Consider the following 22,552-nt stretch of genomic DNA (forward strand, 5'->3'; position numbering starts at 1 on the left):
CACCGGGGTGTGCGGGCCACGACTTTTTGCGGCTATCCCGCCATCGGCGAGTGCGGCAGCATGTTGGGACGCAGCCCAATTCGTTGCAGACCATCGGTCTCGCGTCCAGCCAGGCTCGGGAAGGTGACCTTGGGCATCGCCGGTCCGCTTGCCGACGCAGCCGGAGCAGCGGCGCCGAGGTTGGCATTCGGCAACGGCATGGCGCTGGCCGGGCTGAACGACCCCAGCGGGGAAGCGGCTCCAGCCCAGCTCTGCGGCACCGACAGCCCGCTGAGCGACGCCGCCTGACCCACGCTGGCCGACGCGCCCCCACCCAGGCCGCCACCTAAGTGGCCCAAGCCGCCCACTCCCAAGCCGCCCACTCCCAACGGGCCCAAGCCGCCTGCTTCGGTCAACTCGTCGGCGCCCAAGAAGTCCAGGCCCACACCAATCAGGTCCAGACCAACGCCACCGCCGTCCAAACCGACCAGACCGACCCCGTCCATACCCAGACCGACCGTGTCCTCGACCAGCCCGATCGAGTTCTCGCTGCCCAGTGCAGCCGCCGGGGCAGCCGCCGCCGTCGCGCCCAGCCCGGCGCTCTTGCCCGCACCTTTGAGGGCTCCTTTGCTTGACGCGCCCGTCATTCCGGTCAGCATGCTGGCCGGAGTGAAAGCAGCAGACGAGGCAGCTGATGTCCCGGTACCCATCGCCATTGACAGCCCGGAGGTCGATGACGTCGACTGCAGCGGCTGCGCAAGACCGTGAAGTGTCTGGGGGACCGACGACAGTGAGGATGTCATCGCCTGCGCGTGGCCACCCGCCGTAGTCCCGGCGGCCTTCGCGACGCTGGCCGATTGCGCAGCCAGCCCGGCCGGGTTGGTGTTCTGTGGTGCCGGCGGGAACGGCGTCAACGTCGAGGCGGCAGCCGAGGAGGCGGCGTAGCCGTACATGGCCGCGGCATCCTGGGCCCACATCTCGCCGTATTGAGCCTCGGTGGCCATGATCGCCGGGGTGTTCTGGCCCAAGAAGTTGGTGGCAACCAGAGTCATCAGCTGGGTTCGGTTGACCGCGATCACCGGCGGGGGGACCGTCATCGCAAAGGCCGCCTCATAGGCAGCCGCGGCCGCCCTGGCCTGGCTGGCCACCTGCTCACATTGGGCGGCAGTCGCGCTCATCCACGTCACGTACGGTGCTGCTGCAGCACCCATCGACGCCGACGCCGGACCCTGCCACGGTCCACCGGTGAGCCCGGTGACCACGGATTGATACGACGTTGCCGCGGATTGCAGTTCGCCGGCCAGCCCGTCCCAAGCGGTCGCGGCAGCCAGCATCGGACCGGGCCCAGGGCCTGCATACATTCGCGCGGAGTTGATTTCCGGCGGGAACGCGCCGAAATCCATCGCCTCTCCCCTTTCGTTGCGTTAGCTGGCTGCTCACACCCGCGCGGCGTTGGCGGCCTCGGTGGCCGCATAGGACGCGGCACTGGTCTGCAGCGTGGTGACGAACATCTCGTGGACCGCGGCCGCCTGGGCGCTGACGGCTTGATAGCTGCCGGCATGCGCAACGAACTGCGCCGCGGTCAACGCCGACACCACATCAGCGGCTGCCGGCACCACCCCGCTGGTCGGGCCGGCCGCCGCCGCATTGCCTGCGTTCAGCTGCGAACCGATGCCGTGCAAGCTGCCGGCGGCTGCGGCCAGCATCTCCGGATGAGTATTGACAAAAGCTGCGAAAGACATTGACTTCTCCTAACTTTCTCGAAAGCGGAAAACATGCCGCTGCTCGCGGGCTTGCCGCGCGCAAACTGCACGACGGCGGGCAATGGCCGCTCCCGGCCGCCTCTGATCGCAGCGTCAATGCCAAAGCTGTTCGCGCGCGGACGATTAGACTGGCGCACTTCGCTGTGCGTCATCTCGTGGCTCAACGGCTATGCACCACGGTATTTTTCGTATAAGAGCCATATCAAGTAGGCTGATGGGATACATAGAAACCGCATATCTGCCGATGTCGGCGCTGGGCCTGGCCGCCGCCGGTTACATGTGAGAACCCTATGAACTCCGTGACAACCTCATATGCGCCAGGGAGAATGTAGGAACATGACCGCAATGTCGGGTTATGCACGCGATCAGCGGCCACGCCAGGCCATCCTCGGGCAGCTGCCCAAGATCAACCGGGCCGACGGATCGCCGATCCGGGTTTTGCTGGTCGACGACGAGCCGGCACTGACCAACCTGGTCAAGATGGCCCTGCATTACGAAGGCTGGGTTGTCGATGTTGCCCACAACGGCCGGGAGGCCGTCGCCAAGTTCGACAAGGTCGGCCCCGACGTGCTGGTGCTCGACATCATGCTTCCCGATATGGACGGACTGCAGATCCTGCAGCGGGTGCGTGAATCAGACGCCTACACCCCGACGCTGTTTTTGACCGCCCGTGATTCGGTGATGGACCGCGTCACCGGCTTGACCGCGGGCGCCGACGATTACATGACCAAACCGTTCAGCCTCGAGGAACTGGTGGCCAGGTTGCGTGGACTGCTTCGGCGCTCCAATCACCTGGCGCCGCCCGCCGAAGAGGTGCTGACCGTCGGCGATCTCACCCTGGACGGTGCCAGCCGCGAGGTCACCCGCGATGGAACGCTGATCTCGCTGACGTCCACCGAGTTCGAACTGCTGCGGTTCCTGATGCGCAATCCGCGTCGCGCGCTGACCCGCACCGAAATCCTGGACCGGGTCTGGAACTACGACTTCGCGGGCCGGACCAGCATCGTCGACTTGTACATCTCGTATCTGCGAAAGAAGCTCGACTCCGGCAGAGAACCGATGATCCACACCGTTCGCGGTGTCGGATACATGCTGCGATCGCCGGAATGATCCGACGTCGAGTCGCGCCGTGGTGGCGGACACGATCCGTGCGCCGCCAGTTGGTGCTGAGCGTATCGGCCGTTGTCTGCGTGGTTTTGGTGGCAGTCGATATCGTCTCGGTGTTGAGCCTGCGCGCATACGTCACGACGATGAACGACGCCGAGGTGGTCGAATCGCTGGACGCGCTGAGTCATTCGGTCGCCCGGTACCGCAGCGGTGAGGGCGCGCACGGCGGCATGCCCATCGAAACGGCGATGCTGGGATTCACCGGCCAGACGCCGGAAAACCTGATCGCGGTGCTGCGTAACGGCACTGTGATCGGCTCGGCGGTCTTCTCCGAAGACGAGCCGCACCCGGCGCCTGCCGACGTGGTTCGCGCCATCGAGTCGCACACCTGGGCCGACGGCCCGCCGCGCACCGAGCAGTTGGGCAGCTTGGGTTCCTATCGGGTGGACAGCCGCGCCGACGGGCCGGACCGTCTGCTGGTCGGGGTGTCGCTGAGCCTCACCAATCGTACGATCGAACGCCGAACGGTCACCGCCACAGCGCTTCTGGCCGGAGCCCTGTTGGTCACGGCGATCCTGACGATCTGGGTGGTCGGCTACGCGCTGCGTCCGCTGCGCCGGGTGGCCGCAACTGCCGCCGAGGTCGCAGCCATGCCGCTCATCGGTGACGAGCACCGGATCACCACGCGGGTGCGCCCCGACGACACCGATCCCGACAATGAGGTCGGCATCGTCGGGCACACGTTGAATCGCTTGCTGGACAACGTCGATAGCGCATTGAGGTACCGCGTCGAATCCGACCGCCGGATGCGCCAATTCATCACCGACGCCAGCCACGAACTGCGCACCCCGTTGGCGGCGATTCAGGGCTACGCCGAGCTCACCCGCCAGGACAGCTCGGCGTTGCCGCCGACGACCGAGTACGCGCTGGCCCGTATCGAGTCCGAGGCACTGCGAATGACCTCGCTCGTCGACGAGTTGCTGCTGCTGTCCCGGTTGGGCGAAGGCGAGGATTTAGACACCGAAGAGGTCGATTTGGGCGACGTCGTGATCAATGCGGTGAACGACACGGCGGTGGCCGCGCCGACGCACCGTTGGGTCAAAGACTTGCCCGAGGAACCGGTATGGGTGCGCGGGGACCGCCACCGTCTGCATCAACTGGTGAGCAACCTGTTGAGCAACGCGCACGTGCACACGCCTGCCGGAGTCACGGTGACGACGGCGATCGCACGTCATCCGTCGGGCGCAGACGGGCCGTACGTCGAGTTGACCGTCACCGACAACGGGCCCGATATCGATCCCGGTCTGCTGCCGCACCTGTTCGAGCGGTTCGTGCGCGGGGACGCGTCGCGGTCCAACGGGTCCGGCAACGGGTTGGGACTGCCGATCGTCGCGTCGATCGTCAAGGCGCACCATGGGACGGTCACCGCCGAATCCGCTGACGGTCAAACGGTCTTCCGTGTCCGCCTTCCCATGAGCGCACCGCCGAGCGACTAGCGCCAGAGACCGTAAACGTCGCGGTTGCGCGCGTAAAGAAAGCGTCAACGACCCCGTCGCTCGATGCGGCGCGGCGTTAGCGTCGGTGCAGCCCTAATCGCCGAGGGCGAGTTGATGCTGGGTGAACGGAGACGACATGTCTGTTGTGCTCTACCTGCTGCTAACCACCGCGGTGTTCGCTCTACTCGGCCTCGTGGTGAAGGCGGTCGACGGCCGATGAACCTCACCAACGCCACCGGCCTGGTGCTTGCCGTGCTCGTTGCGGCGTTCCTCGTTGCGGCCCTGCTCTTTCCGGAGCAGTTCTAGTGCATAGCGCAACGGCTGGCCTGTTGTTTCTCGCGCTGCTGGTCGTGGCGCTGGCCGCAGTCCACCTGCCGCTCGGCGACTACATGTACCGGGTCTACAGCTCCGAGAAGCATTCGCGTACAGAACGGTTCGTCTACCGGCTGATCGGCGCCGACCCGGCCACCGAACAAAGCTGGGCGACCTATGCCCGGAGCATGCTGGCGTTCTCGGCCGTCAGCCTCGTGTTCTTGTTCCTCCTTCAACTCGTGCAGGGCAAGCTCCCGCTGCACCTTGCCGAGCCAGCGACACCCATGACTGCGGCGCTGGCGTGGAACACCGCGGTAAGTTTCGTCACCAACACCAACTGGCAGGCCTATGCCGGCGAATCTACGCAGGGGCATCTGGTGCAGATGGCCGGTTTGGCGGTACAGAACTTTGTCTCCGCTGCGGTCGGTATGGCGGTGGCCATCGCGTTCGTTCGTGGGTTTGCCCGCCGCAACACCGGTGAACTCGGCAATTTCTGGGTGGATCTGGTCCGCGGCACGCTGCGCATCCTGTTGCCGATCGCGGTCATCGGCGCGGTGGTGCTGATGGCGGGCGGCGTCGTGCAGAACTTCCATCTGCACGACCAGGTGGTCACCACGCTGGCCGGATCGCCGCAGACCATCCCCGGCGGTCCGGTAGCCAGCCAAGAGGTGATCAAGGCGCTCGGCACCAACGGCGGCGGCTTCTACAACGCCAATTCGTCGCATCCCTTCGAGAATCCGACCACGTGGACGAACTGGGTCGAGATCTTCCTGCTGTCGGTGATCAGTTTCTCGTTGCCACGCACCTTCGGCCGCCTGGTGAGTAATACCAAGCAGGGCTACGCGATCGCCGCGGTCATGTCGATCATCGCCGCGATCAGCCTCACCGTGGTGGTGCTGTTGCAGCTGCAGCACCACGGCACTGTCCCCACCGCAATAGGCGCCGCCACCGAAGGTGTCGAGCAGCGGTTCGGCGTCCCCGACTCCGCGGTATACGCCGGCATGACCACGCTGACATCGACTGGCGCAGTCGATTCCGCGCACGACTCCTATACCAGCTTGGGCGGGATGGTGCCGCTGTTCAACATGCTGCTGGGTGAGGTGGCGCCCGGCGGCGTCGGCTCCGGCCTGTACGGCATGCTCATCCTGGCTGTGATCACGGTGTTCGTCGCCGGACTGATGGTCGGACGAACCCCGGAATATCTAGGCAAGAAGATCAGACCACGCGAGATCAAGCTTGCCGCCAGCTATTTCCTGATTACCCCGCTGATCGTGCTATTCGGCACCGCGACCGCGCTGACGCTGCCCGGCCAGCGGGCCGCCATGGCCAACACCGGACCGCACGGACTGTCGGAGGTGCTCTATGCGTTCACCTCGGCGGCGAACAACAACGGTTCGGCGTTCGCCGGGCTGGCCGCCGACACCGTCTGGTACAACACGGCGCTCGGGCTGGCGATGCTCATCGGACGGTTCCTGCCGATGATTCTGGTGCTTGCGCTGGCCGGTTCGCTGGCTCGTCAGGGCACGACGCCCGCGTCGATCGGCACCCTGCCCACCCACAAGCCGCAGTTCGTCGGACTGGTCGTCGGCGTGACAATCATCTTGGTCGCGCTGACCTTCCTGCCTGCCCTGGCTGTTGGCCCCCTCGCCGAGGGGCTGCACTGAAATGCGTGTCCCGGCAAGGAATTCGGCGACCCATCCGGTCGAGGGCGGGCTGCTTGACCCGCAGATGCTGCTGAAGTCGCTACCTGAGGCGCTGCGCAAACTCGATCCGCGCACGCTGTGGCGCAACCCGGTGATGTTCGTCGTGGAGATCGGCGCCGTGTGGTCAACGGTGCTGGCGGTCGGGGAACCGAGCTGGTTCGGCTGGCTGGTGGTGTTCTGGTTATGGCTGACGGTGGTCTTCGCCAACCTGGCTGAGGCAGTGGCCGAAGGGCGCGGCAAGGCGCAGGCCGACACGTTACGCAAGTCCAGAGCCGGCACCCAGGCGCGCCGGCTGGTCGGCTGGTCACCGGCCAGCGACGGTATCGAAGAGCAGATCCCCGCACTACTGCTAGAGCGGGGCGACTTCGTCGTCGTCGAGGCCGGCCAAGTCATTCCGGGCGACGGCGACGTCGTGGAAGGCATTGCGTCAGTAGACGAATCGGCTATCACCGGCGAATCGGCGCCGGTCATCCGGGAATCCGGTGGCGACCGGTCGGCAGTGACCGCCGGGACCACCGTGCTCTCCGACCGCATCGTCGTCAAGATCACCCAACAGCCCGGTCAAAGCTTCGTGGACAGAATGATCGCCCTGGTGGAAGGCGCCAACCGGCAAAAAACTCCCAATGAGATCGCGTTGAACATCCTGCTCGCCGCCGTGACGGTCATCTTCGTGTTCGCGGTAGCCACCCTTCAGCCGCTGGCGATCTACTCCAAAGCCAACAACCCCGGGGTGCGGGCTACCGCCGCTCTCGACGAAAACGGCATCACCGGAATCGTTTTGGTGGCGCTGCTGGTATGCCTGATACCCACCACGATCGGCGCGCTGCTGTCGGCCATCGGCATCGCCGGGATGGACCGCCTGGTGCAGCGCAACGTGCTGGCGATGTCTGGACGCGCGGTCGAGGCAGCCGGCGACGTCAACACCCTGCTTTTGGACAAGACCGGCACGATCACGCTCGGCAACAGGGAGGCCTCGGAGTTCATCCCCGTCGACGGTGTGTCCTTCGAGGAGCTTGCCGACGCCGCTCAGCTGGCCAGCCTGGCTGACGAAACCCCCGAGGGCCGCTCTATCGTCGTCTACGCCAAAGACGCTTACGGGCTGCGGGCCCGGTTGCCCGGCGAGCTCGACAACGCCGAATGGGTGGAATTCACTGCGGTAACACGCATGTCGGGCGTCGACATCGACGGACGGCAGCTGCGCAAGGGTGCGGCCAGTTCGGTCGCGGAATGGGTGCGCGGCCACGGCGGCGCGGTGTCGCCGCAAGTCGGACAGGTCGTCGACGGCATTTCGGCGGCCGGCGGAACCCCGCTGGTGGTGGGTCAGGTAAGCGGCAACCAAGCCAAAGTGCTCGGCGTCATCTACCTCAAAGACGTGGTGAAGCAGGGCATGCGCGACCGGTTCGACGCGATGCGCCGCATGGGCATCCGCACGGTGATGATCACCGGCGACAATCCGTTGACCGCCAGGGCGATTGCCGACGAAGCCGGCGTCGACGACTTCCTGGCCGAGGCCACGCCGGAAGACAAGCTGGTCTTGATCAAGGGTGAGCAGGAAGGCGGCCGACTGGTCGCGATGACCGGCGACGGCACCAACGACGCTCCGGCGTTGGCCCAGGCCGACGTCGGGGTGGCGATGAACACCGGCACCAGCGCGGCCAAAGAAGCCGGCAACATGGTGGATCTGGACTCCGATCCGACCAAGCTGATCGAGATCGTCGAGATCGGCAAGCAGTTGCTCATCACCCGTGGTGCGCTCACCACGTTCTCGATCGCCAACGACATCGCCAAGTATTTCGCGGTCATCCCGGCGATGTTCGTGGTGCTCTTCCCCGGCCTGGACCTGATCAACGTGATGCGGTTGCACAGCGCGCAGTCGGCGATCCTCTCGGCGGTCATCTTCAACGCGCTCGTGATCGTCGGCCTGATTCCGCTGGCGCTACGCGGTGTGCGGTACACCCCGAGCCATGCGTCGAAACTGTTGAGCCGCAATCTCGCAATCTATGGATTCGGCGGGATCGTGACCCCGTTCATCGGTATCAAGCTCATCGATCTGGTGGTCCAACTTCTTCCGGGAATGGCCTGACAATGAATACTTCCGTCCTGGTTCGTCAGCATTGGGCAGCGCTGCGGGCGCTGCTGGTGTTCACCGTGATCCTGGGAATCGGTTACCCGCTGTTCGTGTGGCTGGTCGGACAGTGTCCCGGTTTGCGCCAGCAGGCGGAGGGCTCGATCATCCGCATCGACGGAAAGCCGGTGGGCAGCGCGCTGATTGGCCAGTCGTTCACCGACGCCGCCGGTCGGCCGCTCCCACAGTACTTTCAGTCGCGGCCTTCGGCGGCCGGTGCCGGTTACGATCCGTTAAGCAGCGGGGCAAGCAATCTGGGGCCCGAAGACGTGGTGGATACCCCGACGCGGCCGAGCCTGCTCACCGTGGTGTGCTCGCACAGCAAGGCGGTCGGCGATCAGGAAGCGGTGGACGGGTCGCGGCCATTCTGCACGGCCGGCGGTGTCGGCGCCGTTCTGTCGGTGATCGGGCCTCGCGATGCGCGGGGCAACGTCATCGCGCCGACCAGAGTGGTCAGCGTCAACGAACCGTGCACGACCGTGGCCCGACCCTTCATGGGCAGCTACGCCGGGGTTCCTGTGCAGTGCGCACAGCCCGGGCAGGACTACTCGACCGGCCAGATTGTGCCGGTCCGTGGTGTTGCGCCCGGTGATCCGCGAGTGCCTGCCGACGCGGTCACCGCAAGTGGCAGCGGTCTGGACCCCGACATCTCGCCTGCCTATGCCGAGATTCAAATCGCACGGGTGGCCGCGGCTCGGCGTGTCGCGCCGGATCGAATCCGCGATCTGGTTAGGGCCAACAGCAGCGGCCGCGATCTCGGCATATTCGGTGAACCCAGGGTCAACGTGCTGCGACTCAACCTCGCACTGGACCAAACGTATCCCGGTACTGGTGGATGATGGTTGGGTGAGTGTCGAGAACCGTCGCAAACGCGGGGAGCTGCGCATCTACCTCGGCGCGGCGCCCGGCGTCGGTAAGACGTACGCGATGCTCGGCGAAGCGCACCGGCGCTTGGAACGCGGCACCGACCTAGTGGGCGCAGTGGTCGAGACGCACGGTCGCCGGAAAACCGCCGAACTGGTTGCGGGCATCGAGATGATCCCGCCCCGTTTTCTCGACTACCGCGGCAAGCGCTTTCCCGAACTCGACGTACCGGCGGTGTTGGCCCGCCACCCCGAGGTGGTCCTGGTCGACGAGCTCGCGCATACCAACGCGCCCGGCAGCAAGAACCACAAGCGCTGGCAGGATGTCGAGGAGCTGCTCGACGCCGGCATCACCGTGATCTCCACGGTCAACATCCAGCATCTGGAAAGCCTCAACGACGTCGTCGCCCAGATCACCGGAATCGTCCAGCAGGAAACGGTGCCCGACTCGGTGGTACGGCAAGCCGCCCAGATCGAGCTGATCGACGTCGCACCAGAAGCGTTGCGACGCAGGCTATCTCACGGCAACGTGTATGCACCAGAGAAGGTCGACGCGGCGCTGTCCAATTACTTCCGCAGCGGAAACCTCACCGCTCTGCGCGAGCTCGCGTTGCTGTGGCTGGCCGACCAAGTCGATGCCGCGCTGGCCAAATACCGTGCGGACAAACGGATCACTGACACCTGGGAGGCGCGTGAACGCGTCGTCGTCGCAGTCACCGGCGGCCCGGAATCAGAAACGTTGGTCCGGCGGGCATCCCGGATAGCGACGAAGTCCACCGCCGAGCTGCTTGTGGTACACGTGCTGCGCGGCGACGGGCTCTCCGGGGCGTCGGCACCGCGGATCAGCAAGATCCGGGAACTGGCCACCAGCCTCGACGCCTCGATGCACATCGTCGCCGGCGACGACGTCCCTACCGCGCTGCTGGACTTCGCACGTCAGATCAACGCCACCCAGCTGGTGATCGGGACGTCGCGCCGCTCGCGGTGGGCGCGCATCGTCGAAGAAGGCATCGGCGCGCGGGTCATTCAACTGTCCGACAAGATCGACGTGCACATCGTCACCCACGAAGAGTCCAAACTCGGCATTCGCCGGACACCGGTCTCCCCGCGCCAGCGGCGCGCCGCATCATGGCTGGCGGCCGTCGTTGTGCCGTCGGCGATTTGCGCGATCACCGTCGCCTGGCTGGATCCGTTCCTGGGCACCAGCGGGGAAAGCGCGATGTTCTTCGTCGGCGTGCTGGCGGTGGCCCTGTTGGGCGGCGTCGCCCCGGCGGCGCTGTCGGCGGTGTTATCGGGTCTGCTGTTGAATTACTACTTGACGATGCCGCGGCACAGCTTCACCATCGCCGAACCCGACGCGGCCGTAACCGAATTGGTGCTGCTGGTGATTGCTGTCGCGATCGCGGTTCTGGTCGACGGCGCGGCCAAGCGGGCCCGCGAAGCCGGCCGGGCATCCCAGGAGGCAGAGCTGCTGACGCTGTTCGCGGGATCGGTGCTGGGCGGTGCTGACCTGGAAACACTTCTGGAACGTGTGCGGGAAACCTACTCGCAGCGCGCCGTGAGCATGGTGCGCACCGATAGCCGCGTCATCGCCTCGGTGGGCATGAACCCCTGTAGCACAGTGGATTCCGCGGACACCGCCATCGAGGTCGGTGACAACGAATTCTGGATGCTGATGGCCGGCAGGAAACTGGCGGCCCGTGACCGCCGGGTACTTTCGGCGGTAGCCAAACAGGCCGCGGGCCTGATACGCCAGCGCGAATTGACGCTGGAGGCCAGCAGAGCCGCAGCCATCGAACAAGCCGACGAGTTGCGCAGGTCGCTGTTGTCGGCGGTCAGCCATGACCTGCGTACTCCGCTGGCGGGGGCCAAGGCCGCGGTGTCCAGTCTGCGCGCCGGTGATGTCGACTTCTCCCCCGAGGACACCGCCGAACTGCTGGCCACCATCGAGGAGTCCATCGACCAGCTCACCGCGCTGGTGGGAAATCTGCTCGACTCGTCGCGGTTGGCCGCCGGGGTCATCCGACCCGAGTTGCGGCGGGTGTATCTGGAGGAAACCGTGCAACGGGCGCTGGTCGGTATCGGCGCGGGCGCCACCGGGTTCCTGCGGCCCGGTATCGACCGCGTCAAGGTCGACGTCGGCGGCACGCAGGTGATGGCCGATGCGGGGCTGCTGGAGCGGGTGCTGGCCAACTTGATCGACAATGCGCTGCGCTACGCGCCTAATTGCGTCGTGCGCGTCAACGCCGGACAGGTGGGCCAGCGGGTGCTGATCAATGTCATCGACGAGGGGCCAGGTGTCCCGGCGGGCAGCGAGGACGGCCTCTTCGCGGCGTTTCAGCGTATGGGCGATCACGACAACACCACCGGCGTTGGGCTGGGGTTGTCGGTGGCGCGCGGTTTCGTCGAGGCGATGGGCGGCACCATCCAAGCGACCGATACTCCCGGCGGTGGTCTGACCGTCGTCGTGGAACTGGCTGCACCGCAGGAGCGGCGCCGATGACCCGCGTGTTGGTGATCGACGACGAGCCGCACATTCTGCGCGCGCTGAAGATCAACCTCTCGGTTCGCGGTTACGAGGTGATCACCGCCTCTACCGGTGCCGGCGCGTTGCGGGCGGCCGCTGAACACCGTCCCGAAGTGGTGATCCTGGATCTGGGCCTGCCGGACATCTCCGGCATCGAGGTGCTGGCGGGGCTGCGGGGCTGGCTCAGCGCTCCCGTCATCGTGCTCTCCGCGCGCACCGATTCGTCGGACAAGGTCGAGGCGCTGGACGCGGGCGCCGACGATTACGTCACCAAACCGTTCGGGATGGACGAGTTTCTCGCCCGGTTGCGCGCTGCGGTGCGCCGTAACGCCGCCGCGTCCGAAACCGATCAACCGGTCGTCGAAACCGCCTCGTTCAGTGTCGATTTGGCGGCGAAGAAGGTGATCAAGAACGGCACGGAAGTGCACCTGACGCCGACCGAATGGGGCATGCTGGAGGTGCTGGTCCGCAACCGGGGCAAGCTGGTCGGTCGCGAGGAACTCCTCAAAGAGGTATGGGGCCCGGCATATGCCACCGAAACACATTACCTGCGTGTCTATTTGGCGCAGCTGCGCCGCAAACTCGAAGACGACCCGTCGAAGCCGCAGCACCTGCTGACCGAAGCGGGTATGGGCTACCGCTTCGAGGTGTGAACCTTGGCGCGGCGCCCAACGTCGAGTTGTTGGGCCGATATGCGCCCCTGCGGCACGACAAGTCGACGTTCGCGGGTCAACAGATCGACAACGCGATGCCGTCCAGGATGTCGTGTTCGCTGACGACCAACTCTTGGATACCGGCGCGTTCGCGCAACGCCAACGCCAACTCCTCCACCACGATCGCGCCGGCACCGATCACGTCGGCGCGGCCCGCATGCATCGGCCCCAGCGCCGCGCGCTGCGCGCGCGTCATACCGATCAGCCCCTCGCAGACCTGCAATAGCCGCTGAATACGGACACGCGAAAGATGAATGGTCGCAGCGTCATACGCCGCCATGTCTTGGGCCAAGGCCGCCAATGTCGTCATCGTGCCGGCCACCCCCACCCAGGTCCGGGCGCGCTGCACGGGGACCGCGCTCAGCGCCTCGTCGAGCCGTGCGCGAACCAGCTCGCGGGCAGCCACCACCTCGTCGACAGTCGGCGGATCCGAGTGCAGGCAGCGCTCGGTGACCCGCACGCAACCGATGTCGGCCGAGAAGCTGGCCGCCACGGCGTCGTCGCCGAGCACGATCTCGGTCGAGCCGCCGCCCAAGTCGACCACCACGAAAGGCGCTTCGGCAGGGTCTAATTCGTCGACCGCGCCGGTGAACGACAGCTCGGCTTCTTCCGTGCCGGTGACCACCTCGGCGCTGACCCCGAGCACTTCGGCCGTCATCGCGAAGAAGACGTCGCGGTTGGCGACGTCCCGGGCCGCCGAGGTGGCCACCATCCGGATGCGGTCGACGTCGTGGGCAGCACACAATGCGGCGTAGTCGACGAGCGCGGCGCGGGTGCGCGTCAATGCCTCCGGCGCAAATTCGCCCGTCGCGTCGACGCCTTGCCCTAGCCGCACAATGCGCATTTCGCGGTGCACGTCGCGCAGATGCCCGTCGACCGGATCGGCGATCAGCAGGCGAATCGAGTTGGTACCGCAATCGATTGCCGCGACCCTCGTCATGTCCACTGCTCCTTGTCGAGAATCCCGGCCATCACCGGCTCGGCGGCCAACACCGCCAGTGCCTCGTCGCCCAACGGGTTGACCCCGCGGCCTTTGGCCAGTGAATGGGCGATCAGCACATGCAGGCATTTGACCCGGTCGGGCATCCCCCCACCGGAGAACGTGGTGCCCAACGGCTCGATCGCATCGCGCTCCGCCAGATAGGACTCGTGTGCCTGCCGATACGCCGCGGCTAGATCCGGGTCATGCGTGAGCTGTTCGGTCATCTCCCGCATCATCCCTGCCGACTCCAGCCGGCTCGCGGCAGCGGTCAGCACCGGATGCGTCAAGTAGTACAACGTTGGAAACGGCGTGCCGTCAGGCAGTTTCGGCGCTGTCTTCACGACCCCGGGCTCACCGTTGGGACAGCGATAAGCGATCTCAATCACCCCGCGCGGCTCGCGGCCGAGCTGCCGCGCGACCGCGTCGAGGTCGGCGCGGTCAACCACCGGGCGGCGCGGGTTCCGGCGGCGCGGGCGACGGCGGTGCCGGTGGGCCGTGCGGAGTGTCGGCGATGGTGTGCCACAGCGACGTGTACCAGGGGCCGCTGCTGGCCGGGGTCGCGGCCTCCGAGCCCGGCTCGGTGGGAAGTGTCGCCGACGGCGGCAGCTGCACTTGATAGGGCACCTCTCCGGGCATCACGAACCCCAGCCGCTCGCGCGCCTGCGCCGCGATGTAGGCCGGATCAGCCAGCTTGGCTTTCTGCTCCTCGAGTGTGGCGATTTGGCGGCGCAATGCGGCCTCGGAGGCGGCCAACTGTTTCATCTCGGTACGTTGCGCGAAATAGGTGCGCACCGGGCCGGCGATGGTCAACGTCAACACACACACGACGGCAGCCAAGATGGCCGCCCGCCGCGCGGTCAGGCCCAGCCGCTGCTCGGACCGTTGCTCGGCCGACGCGACGATGGCGCGCCGGATCGGCTCGACCGGCTCAGGTTGCGCACGCGACCCGTTCGAAACCCGGCGCCCCGCCGCCGACTTGCGCGGGCGGCCCGGAGCCGAATCGCCGGCCCGTCCCGGCCGGGGCGCTCGTGAGCGCCGCTTGGGATCAGGCCGTTTCGCGTCGGGCATCGTGATCGGCTATCTGGCGTCCAGCACGTAGCGCGGGAAAGCGAGATCACCGGCGTAACGGGCCGCGTCGCCGAGCGCTTCTTCGATCCGCAGCAGTTGGTTGTACTTGGCGACACGCTCGCTGCGCGCGGGTGCCCCGGTCTTGATCTGTCCGCAACTCGAGGCGACCGCCAGATCGGCGATCGTGGTGTCCTCGGTCTCGCCGCTCCGATGGCTCATCATCGTGCGATACCCACTGTGGTGGGCCAGGGCCACCGCGTCCAGTGTCTCGGTCAACGTCCCGATCTGGTTGACCTTGACCAGCAACGCATTCGCCGCGCCCTTGTCGATACCCTCTTCCAGCCGTTCGGGATTGGTGACAAACAGGTCGTCGCCCACGATTTGCACCCGGTCACCGATGGCTGTGGTCAGCGAAACCCAGCCTTCCCAGTCGTCCTCGGACAGCGGATCTTCAATTGACACAAGCGGATAGGAGTCAAGTAGCTCGGCGTAAAACTGAGCCATCTCATCGGCGCTGCGGGTGTTGTTCTCGAAGGCGTAACCGCTGCCGTCGGTGTAGAACTCGGTAGCCGCCGCGTCGAGGGCCAACGCCACATCGGGGCCGAGCTTGAAGCCGGCGGATTCGATGGCCAGGCCGATGACATCGAGCGCCGCCTTGGTGCCCGGGACATCTGGGGCGAAGCCGCCCTCATCCCCCAGCCCGGTAGACAGGCCCTGCTTCTTCAACTCGGCCTTGAGTGCGTGGTAGATCTCCGCGCCCCAGCGCAGCGCTTCGGAGAAGCTCGCAGCGCCGATGGGTGCCACCATGAATTCCTGGATATCCACCCCGGTGTCGGCGTGCGCGCCGCCGTTGAGGATGTTCATCATCGGCACCGGCAGGATGTGGGCGTTGGGACCGCCGACATAGCGGAACAGCGGCAGCTCGGCGGAATCGGCGGCGGCCTTGGCCACGGCCAGCGACACGCCGAGGATCGAGTTTGCGCCCAACCGCGACTTGTCCGGGGTGCCGTCGAGGTCCACCAGCGCCTGGTCAACCAGCCGCTGATCGTCGGCGTTCAGGCCGATGACGGCCGGCGCGATTTCGTCCAGGACAGCTTGCACGGCCTTCTTCACACCCTTACCGCCGTACCGGTCACCGCCATCGCGCAGCTCGACGGCCTCGTGCTCTCCGGTGGACGCACCAGAGGGTACCGCTGCCCGCGCAAATGTCCCGTCGATGAGCGCAACCTCGACCTCGACGGTCGGGTTGCCGCGCGAATCGAGGATCTCGCGGGCCCCGACCTGCTCGATAATGGGCACTGGGTTCTCCTTGCTGGTAAAGGCGACAGACCGGGTCTAAGCCTAAAGCCTGGCTCAGAGCGGGTGACCTGCCGCATAGGCGGTGGCCCAGTCGCGTACCGCGCGCGCATACGGATCGGAATCGTTGTAAGCCCGCAGCGCGGTGATCCATCCCCGGGGCGTGGCGAGATCCTTTCCACGCCAGCACAAATAGCCGGCAGCCGACAGCGCGGCGTCGTCGATATTGTCGACGCTGACGATCCCGTCGTTGTTGGCGTCCACGCCGTAGAGGCGCCAGGTCTCCGGAATGAACTGCATCGGACCCATCGCCCGCACCACGCCGTCGTCGTCGGCGAGCTCACCCGCCTCGCTGTCGACGATGTGCAGGGTTCCGCCGCTGCCGTCGAGGCGCACCCCGCGAATCGGTGGGTGCACATCGCCGTTGGGGGCCACCCGCGAGCGCCGGTAGGTGCCGTGATGGCTCTCGATTTCACCGATCCCGGCCAACGTGGTCCACGACAGATGACATTTGGGGTTTTCCACCTCGGCGACCCGCGCGGCATAGGCGTATGCCTCCAGCGCGACGACCGGAATGTCGAGCTTCGGAGCCCGCTCGGCCGCCCAGTGGTAGAGCTGGTCGGCGGGTCGACCCTTGGCGTGGGTGTCCACCGACGGCACCGGATCCCCGGCCGGGGGCGGCACGCCCTTGGGGATCGGTGTGCCCAACTGCCAGGTACAACTGGAGGCCAGGAGCAGCGCGGTCGCCCCCACGACAGCGACCGCCCGCAGCCAACGCACCGGCGACACGGAACTCCCCTTAGACTCCCCTAAATCATCTTTCCCAGCCATGGTCCCACGGGAAGCGACTACGTCGCCGCGTCGCCGCGTCCTACCCGCGCTGGCTACTCCGATTCCACGCTATCGCGCTGGTCGGCCGGGTCTCGGTCTTCCGGGTCCGACTCGCCGGGTTCGATGTCCGCTTCAGCGGCGGCTTCTACGGCGTCCGACGGCGGCCAGAACGCCCGCCACTCCTCCTCGGTGATCGCGCCAAGCGGTGTGACATCGAGCTCTTCGGGAACGTCTGCTCCCCGGCGCTCGGCGACGATCAACTTCTCGGCATCGCGAACGGTATCCATGAACTCCAAAACCGCAGCGCGCAGCGCATTTTCGGCATCCGCATCGCCGGTCACGGTGATCGAGGTGATCGCTTCCGGAATCAGGTCGGCGGGAAAACCCGCCTGGATGGCTCGTTGAATGGCCTTCTGCGCCAGCGCCAACGCTGGTTGCGCGGTGGGGACATTGTCCATCGCGGAGTTCCGCGGCTTACCCTTCTTTTCTAAAGCCTTGCCCTCTTCCCACTGAGCCAACTGCTCGTCCAGCGAAACCGTTTCTCCGGCAAGCACTCCCGGTACGCGATTACCAAGTTTACGTAGCAGGGTGTCGGCTACGTCGTCGATGCCGAACGGGTGTTGCGGCGCATCCTCGGCGATCCGGGCGTGGAAAAGCACCTGCAGCAGCACGTCGCCGAGTTCCTCGCGCAACTCTTCGGCGTTGCCGCTGCGCACCGCGTCGAACAGCTCGTAGGTCTCCTCCAGCAAAAACCGGCGCAGCGAGTCGTGGGTTTGCTCGCTTTCCCACGGTCCGGCGGTGCGCAGCTTGTCCATCATGGCGACCGCATCGATGAGCCGTTCGCCGGGCTGCTGATCAGGAGCCGATATCAGCCTGTCACCGGCGGCTAAGCGGGCGGTGACCGCCGGATGCTCGGGGTCCGACGACAGCAACACCGGGGCGTCGTCACCGGTGTGCGCGGGCCGCGCAGTCGGCAGCGTCCAGGGCACCGCGACAGGCATCTCCTCGGTGTACTGCACCTCGCCCATGAGCAGCTCGATGGCTTCCACCGGGACCAGTGACGGGCGCCGCGGGTCGACCAAGACGACAGTCATGCGCCGCTCTCCCCGCTCGTCGCCACGGCATTCGTTATACCAACTTTGTCCTGCGGTTTTCCATCGAGCGCCGCGACCAGCTTGGCCACCATCGCGACCAGTTCCACGTCACGGATACGTGGGGCGCCGACGCCGCCCGCGCGTGGAATCGGGACTTGCACCGTCGACGTCGTGGCGCGGTAATGCGAGCCCGGATACATCCGCGCCAGCCGTACCTGAGCGGAGTCCGGAAGCGTCAACGGGGACAACCGAACCGTCGCCGCCGAGGCGGCCGTCACTTCGGTAATGCCGGCGGCGCGGCACAACAGCCGCAGCCGGGCCACCGCCACCAGCCGCTGCGCGGGTTCGGGCAGCGCCCCGTAACGGTCGGTCAGCTCCTCGACGACGGCATCGATCGCCGCATCGTCGGCGGCCGCGGCCAGCCGCCGGTAGCCCTCCAAGCGCAGCCGGTCGCTGGGGATGTAGTCCGGCGGCAGATGCGCGTCCACCGGCAAGTCGATCCGCACGTCGCGCGGCTCCTCGGCGGTGGTGACCGTTTGCCCGTCGGCCGCGGCCCGGTAGGCCTCGACGGCCTCGCCGACCAGCCGCACATACAGGTCGAAGCCCACTCCGGCGACGTGGCCGGACTGCTCCACACCCAGCACGTTGCCCGCCCCGCGGATCTCCAGATCCTTCATCGCCACCGCCATCCCGGCGCCCAGCTCATTGTTCTGCGCGATCGTGGCCAGCCGGTCATAGGCGGTCTCGGTCAGCGGGGCGTGCTGCGGGTACAGGAAATAGGCGTAGCCGCGTTCCCGGCTGCGCCCGACCCGGCCACGCAATTGGTGCAGCTGCGACAGCCCAAAGGTGTCGGCGCGCTCGACGATCAGCGTGTTGGCGTTGGAGATGTCCAGCCCGGTCTCCACGATCGTGGTGCACACCAGCACGTCGTGTTCGCGGTTCCAGAACCCTTGCACGGTGGATTCGAGCAAGTCTTCGGGCATCTGCCCGTGCGCCACGACCACCCGGGCCTCCGGCACCAGAGCTCGCACCCGCGCGGCCGCCTGGTCGATGGAGCTGACCCGGTTGTGCACATAGAAGGCCTGGCCGTCGCGCAGCAGCTCGCGTCGCAACGCGGCCGCGATCTGCTTGTCGTCCTGCGGCCCGACGTAGGTCAGTACGGGGTAGCGCTCTTCGGGCGGGGTCAGGATCGTCGACATCTCCCGGATGCCGGCCAGGCTCATCTCCAGCGTGCGCGGGATCGGGGTGGCGCTCATGGTCAGCACGTCGACGTGGGTGCGCAGGCTCTTGATGTGTTCCTTGTGTTCGACGCCGAACCGCTGTTCTTCGTCGACGACCACCAGACCCAGGTCTTTCCAGCGCACGCCGGTCTGCAGCAGCCGGTGGGTGCCGATCACGATGTCCACGCTGCCGTCGGCCATGCCGTCGACTACCGCGCGCGACTCGGCGGGGTCGGTGAACCGGGACAGCCCCTTGACGGTCACCGGGAAGCCGGCCATCCGCTCCCGAAATGTCTCCAGATGCTGGTCGGCCAACAACGTGGTGGGCACCAGCACCGCGACCTGCTTGCCGTCCTGCACGGCTTTGAACGCCGCCCGCACCGCGATCTCGGTCTTGCCGTAGCCGACGTCGCCGCAGATCACCCGGTCCATCGGCACCGGTTTTTCCATGTCGGCCTTGACCTCGGTGATCGCGGTGAGCTGGTCGACGGTCTCGGTGAACCCGAACGCGTCTTCCATTTCCGCCTGCCACGGGGTGTCCGGCCCGAACGCGTACCCGGGCGCGGCTTGCCGCTTGGCGTAGAGCGACACCAGCTCGCCGGCGATCTCGCGGACGGCGCGACGGGCCTTGGTCTTGGTGTTGGCCCAGTCGCTGCCGCCCAGCCGCGACAGTGCCGGCGCCTGCCCGCCCACATACCGTGACAGCTGGTCCAGCGAGTCCATCGGCACGAACAGTTTGTCCGTCTGCTTGTCGGCACCTCGCCGGCTCGAGGCGTACTCCAGCACCAGGTATTCGCGCCGGGCGCCGCCGACGGTGCGCTCGGTCATCTCCACGAACCGCCCGATGCCGTGCTGGTCGTGTACCACCAGGTCGCCGGCGGTCAGCGCCAGCGGGTCGACCACGTTGCGCCGCTTGGCCGCCAGTCGTTTGCCCTCGGTGGCCGTCACCCGATTTCCGGTCAGGTCGGTTTCGGTGATGATGACGAGGTTGGCCCCGGGCAACACCACCCCGTCGTGCAGCGGGCCCTGCAGCACCCCGACGACGCCTTGCTTCGGCGCCGCGCCCGGTTCCAACATCGTTGCGGGCGTGTCGGATTCGGCCAACTGCTCGACGACGCGGTGGGCGGTCCCGGTTCCGGGTGCGACGACGGCGGCGTAACCACCGGTGGCCACGTGGGCGCGCAGCATCGCGAAGATGCCGTCGATGTCGTGCTGGTGGCCGCGGGCCGAGGGCGCCGAGCGGATGTCGAGTTCGATCGCCGACTCGTCGGACAGCTGGCTCAGCGTCCACCACGGGTGGCCGGCCTGCCGGGCGGCGGTCCGCGCCTCGTCGAGCTCGCGGAAACCCGATCCGCCGAGCTGCTCGACGTCGATGGGAGCGTCCGCCCCGAGCGCGGCCACCGACCAGGACGCTTCGAGAAATTCCCGGCCCGTTTTGATCAGGTCGGCGGCCCGGGTGCGGACCTTTTCCGGGTCGCAGACCAGCACCGGAGTGCCGTCGGTCAGCTGGTCGGTCAGCAGCGTCAAGTCGTCGGGCCGCAGCACCGGCAGCAGCGCCTCCATGCCGTCGACCGGAATGCCCTCGGCCAGCTTGGCCAGCATGTCGCCGACGCTGCCGGTTACCGCGTTTTCTGCGGACGGCCGCTGGGCGCTCAGCTCGGCGGCCCGGGCCCGCACGTCCTCGGTCAGCAGCAGTTCGCGGCAGGCGACCGCGGTCACGCTGTCGACATGGATCTCGGCGATCGAGCGCTGGTCGGCCACCGCGAACATCCGCATTTCGCTGACTTCGTCACCCCAGAACTCCACGCGCACCGGGTGCTCGGCGGTCGGGGGAAAGACGTCGAGGATGCCGCCGCGGACCGCGAACTCCCCGCGCCGGCCGACCATGTCGACGCGGGTGTAGGCCAGCTCGACCAGCCGGGCGATCACGCCTTCGAAGTCGACCTCGTCGCCAACAGCAAGGCTCAGCGGTTCCAGCCGGCCCAGCTGCGGGGTCATCGGTTGCAACAGGGAGCGCACCGCGGTGACCACGACCTGCAGCGGCGGCCCCAGTCGACTGTCGGCAGGGTAGGCCAGCCGGCGCAGCAGCATCAACCGCGCGCCGACGGTGTCGACGCCCGGTGAGAGCCGTTCGTGGGGCAGCGTTTCCCACGACGGGAACATCGCCACCGCCTCGCCGAAGACGCCACGCAACTCGGCGGTCAGGTCGTCGGCTTCGCGGCCGGTAGCGGTGACCACCAACAGCGGACCGCCGCGCGCCAGCGCACCGGCAACGAACACTCGCGCGCTGGCCGGGCCGACCAGCGTCAAGTCAGCGGGTCGGTCGGCGGCGTGCTCGATGAGTTGGACAAATGTGGGCGCGGTGAGCGCCAACTCCACCAGCCCCGCGATCGGGGTTACGGTCATGATCGCGCCACGACGATGCAATGCGTAGCGATCAGAGGGAGTGGTGCCATGATTTCCGCCATTCTATGCGTCGCTCGATTCACGTTGCGGCACTGGGCAACCGACGTGACCGCCACCACACGACGCGGCTACGGGCGCCCTATTCGTCCTGCAGATGCGGATCGGCTTCCAGATGAGTCAGGCCGTTCCACATCAGGTTGACCAGATGCGCGGCGACGACCTCCTTCTTGGGTTCACGCGTGTCCAGCCACCACTGCGCGGTCATCGACACCGAACCGACCAGCGCCTGGGCATACAGCGGCGCCAGGTCAGGGTCGAGGCCGCGCCGGGCGAAGTCGCCGGCCAAGATCGAGCTGACCTGGCTGACGGCGTCGTTGAGCAAGCTGGAGTAGGTGCCCGAACTGATCGAGGCCGGCGAGTCGCGGATCATGATCCGGAAGCCGTCGGTGCGTTCCTCGACGTAGGTCAGCAGCGCCAGCGCCACCCGTTCGACGCGCACCCGCGACCGGTTGTTCGTCAACGACGAGGTGATGCCATCCAGCAACGCCGACATCTCCCGGTCCACGACCACCGCGTACAGCCCTTCTTTGCCGCCGAAATGCTCGTAGACCACTGGTTTGGACACGTTGGCGCGTAACGCGATCTCCTCGATCGAGGTGCCGTCGTAGCCGCGCTCGGCAAACAAAGACCGGGCGATGTCGATCAGCTGGTGCCGGCGCTCGCTGCCGGTCATCCTGGCGCGCGGCGCGCGCACCTCCTTATCCGGCGCTGCCACGTCTGTCAGCCTATCCGCTTGCATTAGTCGAATTGCCCGGCTCGCCCCCTTGCCGCTTTGCGGCTGGGGGTACCCCCACCTCATCGCGCTTCGCGCTCTGCATCGTTGTCGGGCTAGAGTCGTCGCTGGCGAACAGTCCGTCGTGGTGTAATCGGCAGCACATCAGATTTTGGTTCTGAGAGTTCAGGTTCGAGTCCTGGCGACGGAGCTTGGCTTTGCTCCTTTTTTGCCGCGAGCGTGCACAAAATGACACGCTTGACGGCGTGGCGACGGACAAACACGCACACTCGCG

The 22,552-nt window shown here is 66.7% G+C and carries 18 protein-coding genes and 1 tRNA gene; 9 read left to right on the forward strand and 10 right to left on the reverse strand.

Annotated features, from left to right (window positions below):
• Positions 1–32 precede the first annotated feature (32 nt).
• Positions 33–1,382 carry a PPE family protein gene (locus A5707_RS15685; protein WP_065015382.1) on the reverse strand — a complete coding sequence of 450 codons (1,350 nt, stop codon included), beginning with the start codon at positions 1,380–1,382 and terminating at the stop codon, positions 33–35.
• A gap of 33 nt (positions 1,383–1,415) precedes the next feature.
• Positions 1,416–1,721: a PE family protein gene (locus A5707_RS15690; RefSeq protein WP_065015383.1), complete on the reverse strand. Its 306-nt coding sequence runs from the start codon at positions 1,719–1,721 to the stop codon at positions 1,416–1,418.
• Positions 1,722–2,078: 357 nt separating this feature from the next.
• On the opposite strand from A5707_RS15690, the gene A5707_RS15695 reads away from it, so the two are divergent.
• The 8 genes from A5707_RS15695 (at position 2,079) to A5707_RS15730 (ending at position 12,528) form a co-directional block, all read left to right on the forward strand.
• Positions 2,079–2,852, forward strand: a complete 774-nt coding sequence (locus A5707_RS15695) for a response regulator transcription factor (RefSeq protein WP_082969493.1) — start codon at positions 2,079–2,081, stop codon at positions 2,850–2,852.
• Positions 2,849–4,345 carry a sensor histidine kinase gene (locus A5707_RS15700; RefSeq protein WP_065015384.1) on the forward strand — a complete coding sequence of 499 codons (1,497 nt, stop codon included), beginning with the start codon at positions 2,849–2,851 and terminating at the stop codon, positions 4,343–4,345. Before A5707_RS15695 ends, A5707_RS15700 begins: the two co-directional genes overlap by 4 nt.
• A 216-nt stretch (positions 4,346–4,561) precedes the next feature.
• A complete protein-coding gene (locus tag A5707_RS24565) occupies positions 4,562–4,651 on the forward strand; it encodes a potassium-transporting ATPase subunit F (protein ID WP_156658001.1) in 90 nt (29 codons plus the stop codon).
• Positions 4,651–6,321 (forward strand): potassium-transporting ATPase subunit KdpA, encoded by a 1,671-nt coding sequence (gene kdpA, locus A5707_RS15710; RefSeq protein WP_065015385.1) that lies wholly within the window; start codon positions 4,651–4,653, stop codon positions 6,319–6,321. Before A5707_RS24565 ends, kdpA begins: the two co-directional genes overlap by 1 nt.
• 1 nt (position 6,322) lies before the next feature.
• Positions 6,323–8,443, forward strand: a complete 2,121-nt coding sequence (gene kdpB, locus A5707_RS15715) for a potassium-transporting ATPase subunit KdpB (protein ID WP_065015386.1) — start codon at positions 6,323–6,325, stop codon at positions 8,441–8,443.
• Between the two features lie 2 nt (positions 8,444–8,445).
• Positions 8,446–9,324: a potassium-transporting ATPase subunit C gene (locus A5707_RS15720; RefSeq protein WP_065015387.1), complete on the forward strand. Its 879-nt coding sequence runs from the start codon at positions 8,446–8,448 to the stop codon at positions 9,322–9,324.
• Complete coding sequence (locus A5707_RS15725; RefSeq protein WP_065015448.1) at positions 9,305–11,851, forward strand: sensor histidine kinase; 2,547 nt, start codon at positions 9,305–9,307, stop codon at positions 11,849–11,851. The genes A5707_RS15720 and A5707_RS15725 overlap by 20 nt, the downstream gene beginning before the upstream one ends.
• Positions 11,848–12,528, forward strand: coding sequence for a response regulator (locus A5707_RS15730; protein WP_065015388.1), 681 nt, complete (start codon positions 11,848–11,850; stop codon positions 12,526–12,528). Before A5707_RS15725 ends, A5707_RS15730 begins: the two co-directional genes overlap by 4 nt.
• Before the next feature lie 76 nt (positions 12,529–12,604).
• On the opposite strand, the gene A5707_RS15735 is transcribed toward A5707_RS15730, so the two are convergent.
• The 8 genes from A5707_RS15735 to A5707_RS15770 form a co-directional block, all read right to left on the reverse strand.
• Positions 12,605–13,534, reverse strand: a complete 930-nt coding sequence (locus tag A5707_RS15735) for a Ppx/GppA phosphatase family protein (protein ID WP_156658007.1) — start codon at positions 13,532–13,534, stop codon at positions 12,605–12,607.
• Positions 13,525–14,016 (reverse strand): DUF501 domain-containing protein, encoded by a 492-nt coding sequence (locus A5707_RS15740; RefSeq protein ID WP_065015390.1) that lies wholly within the window; start codon positions 14,014–14,016, stop codon positions 13,525–13,527. Before A5707_RS15740 ends, A5707_RS15735 begins: the two co-directional genes overlap by 10 nt.
• Positions 14,009–14,638, reverse strand: a complete 630-nt coding sequence (locus A5707_RS15745; RefSeq protein ID WP_065015391.1) for an FtsB family cell division protein — start codon at positions 14,636–14,638, stop codon at positions 14,009–14,011. The genes A5707_RS15740 and A5707_RS15745 overlap by 8 nt, the downstream gene beginning before the upstream one ends.
• Before the next feature lie 9 nt (positions 14,639–14,647).
• Positions 14,648–15,937 carry a phosphopyruvate hydratase gene (eno, locus tag A5707_RS15750; RefSeq protein ID WP_065015392.1) on the reverse strand — a complete coding sequence of 430 codons (1,290 nt, stop codon included), beginning with the start codon at positions 15,935–15,937 and terminating at the stop codon, positions 14,648–14,650.
• 54 nt (positions 15,938–15,991) lie between these two features.
• Positions 15,992–16,723: a lytic transglycosylase domain-containing protein gene (locus A5707_RS15755; RefSeq protein WP_065015393.1), complete on the reverse strand. Its 732-nt coding sequence runs from the start codon at positions 16,721–16,723 to the stop codon at positions 15,992–15,994.
• Between the two features lie 95 nt (positions 16,724–16,818).
• Positions 16,819–17,859: a nucleoside triphosphate pyrophosphohydrolase gene (locus A5707_RS15760; RefSeq protein ID WP_065015394.1), complete on the reverse strand. Its 1,041-nt coding sequence runs from the start codon at positions 17,857–17,859 to the stop codon at positions 16,819–16,821.
• Positions 17,856–21,485 carry a transcription-repair coupling factor gene (gene mfd / locus A5707_RS15765; RefSeq protein ID WP_065015395.1) on the reverse strand — a complete coding sequence of 1,210 codons (3,630 nt, stop codon included), beginning with the start codon at positions 21,483–21,485 and terminating at the stop codon, positions 17,856–17,858. The genes A5707_RS15760 and mfd overlap by 4 nt, the downstream gene beginning before the upstream one ends.
• A gap of 139 nt (positions 21,486–21,624) precedes the next feature.
• Positions 21,625–22,218, reverse strand: coding sequence for a TetR/AcrR family transcriptional regulator (locus A5707_RS15770; protein WP_156658016.1), 594 nt, complete (start codon positions 22,216–22,218; stop codon positions 21,625–21,627).
• 178 nt (positions 22,219–22,396) lie between these two features.
• Here A5707_RS15770 and A5707_RS15775 point away from each other — a divergent pair.
• Positions 22,397–22,468, forward strand: a tRNA-Gln gene (locus A5707_RS15775).
• Positions 22,469–22,552 lie beyond the last annotated feature (84 nt).

It is taken from the genome of Mycobacterium kyorinense (genome assembly GCF_001672775.1).
GTDB lineage: Bacteria > Actinomycetota > Actinomycetes > Mycobacteriales > Mycobacteriaceae > Mycobacterium > Mycobacterium kyorinense_A.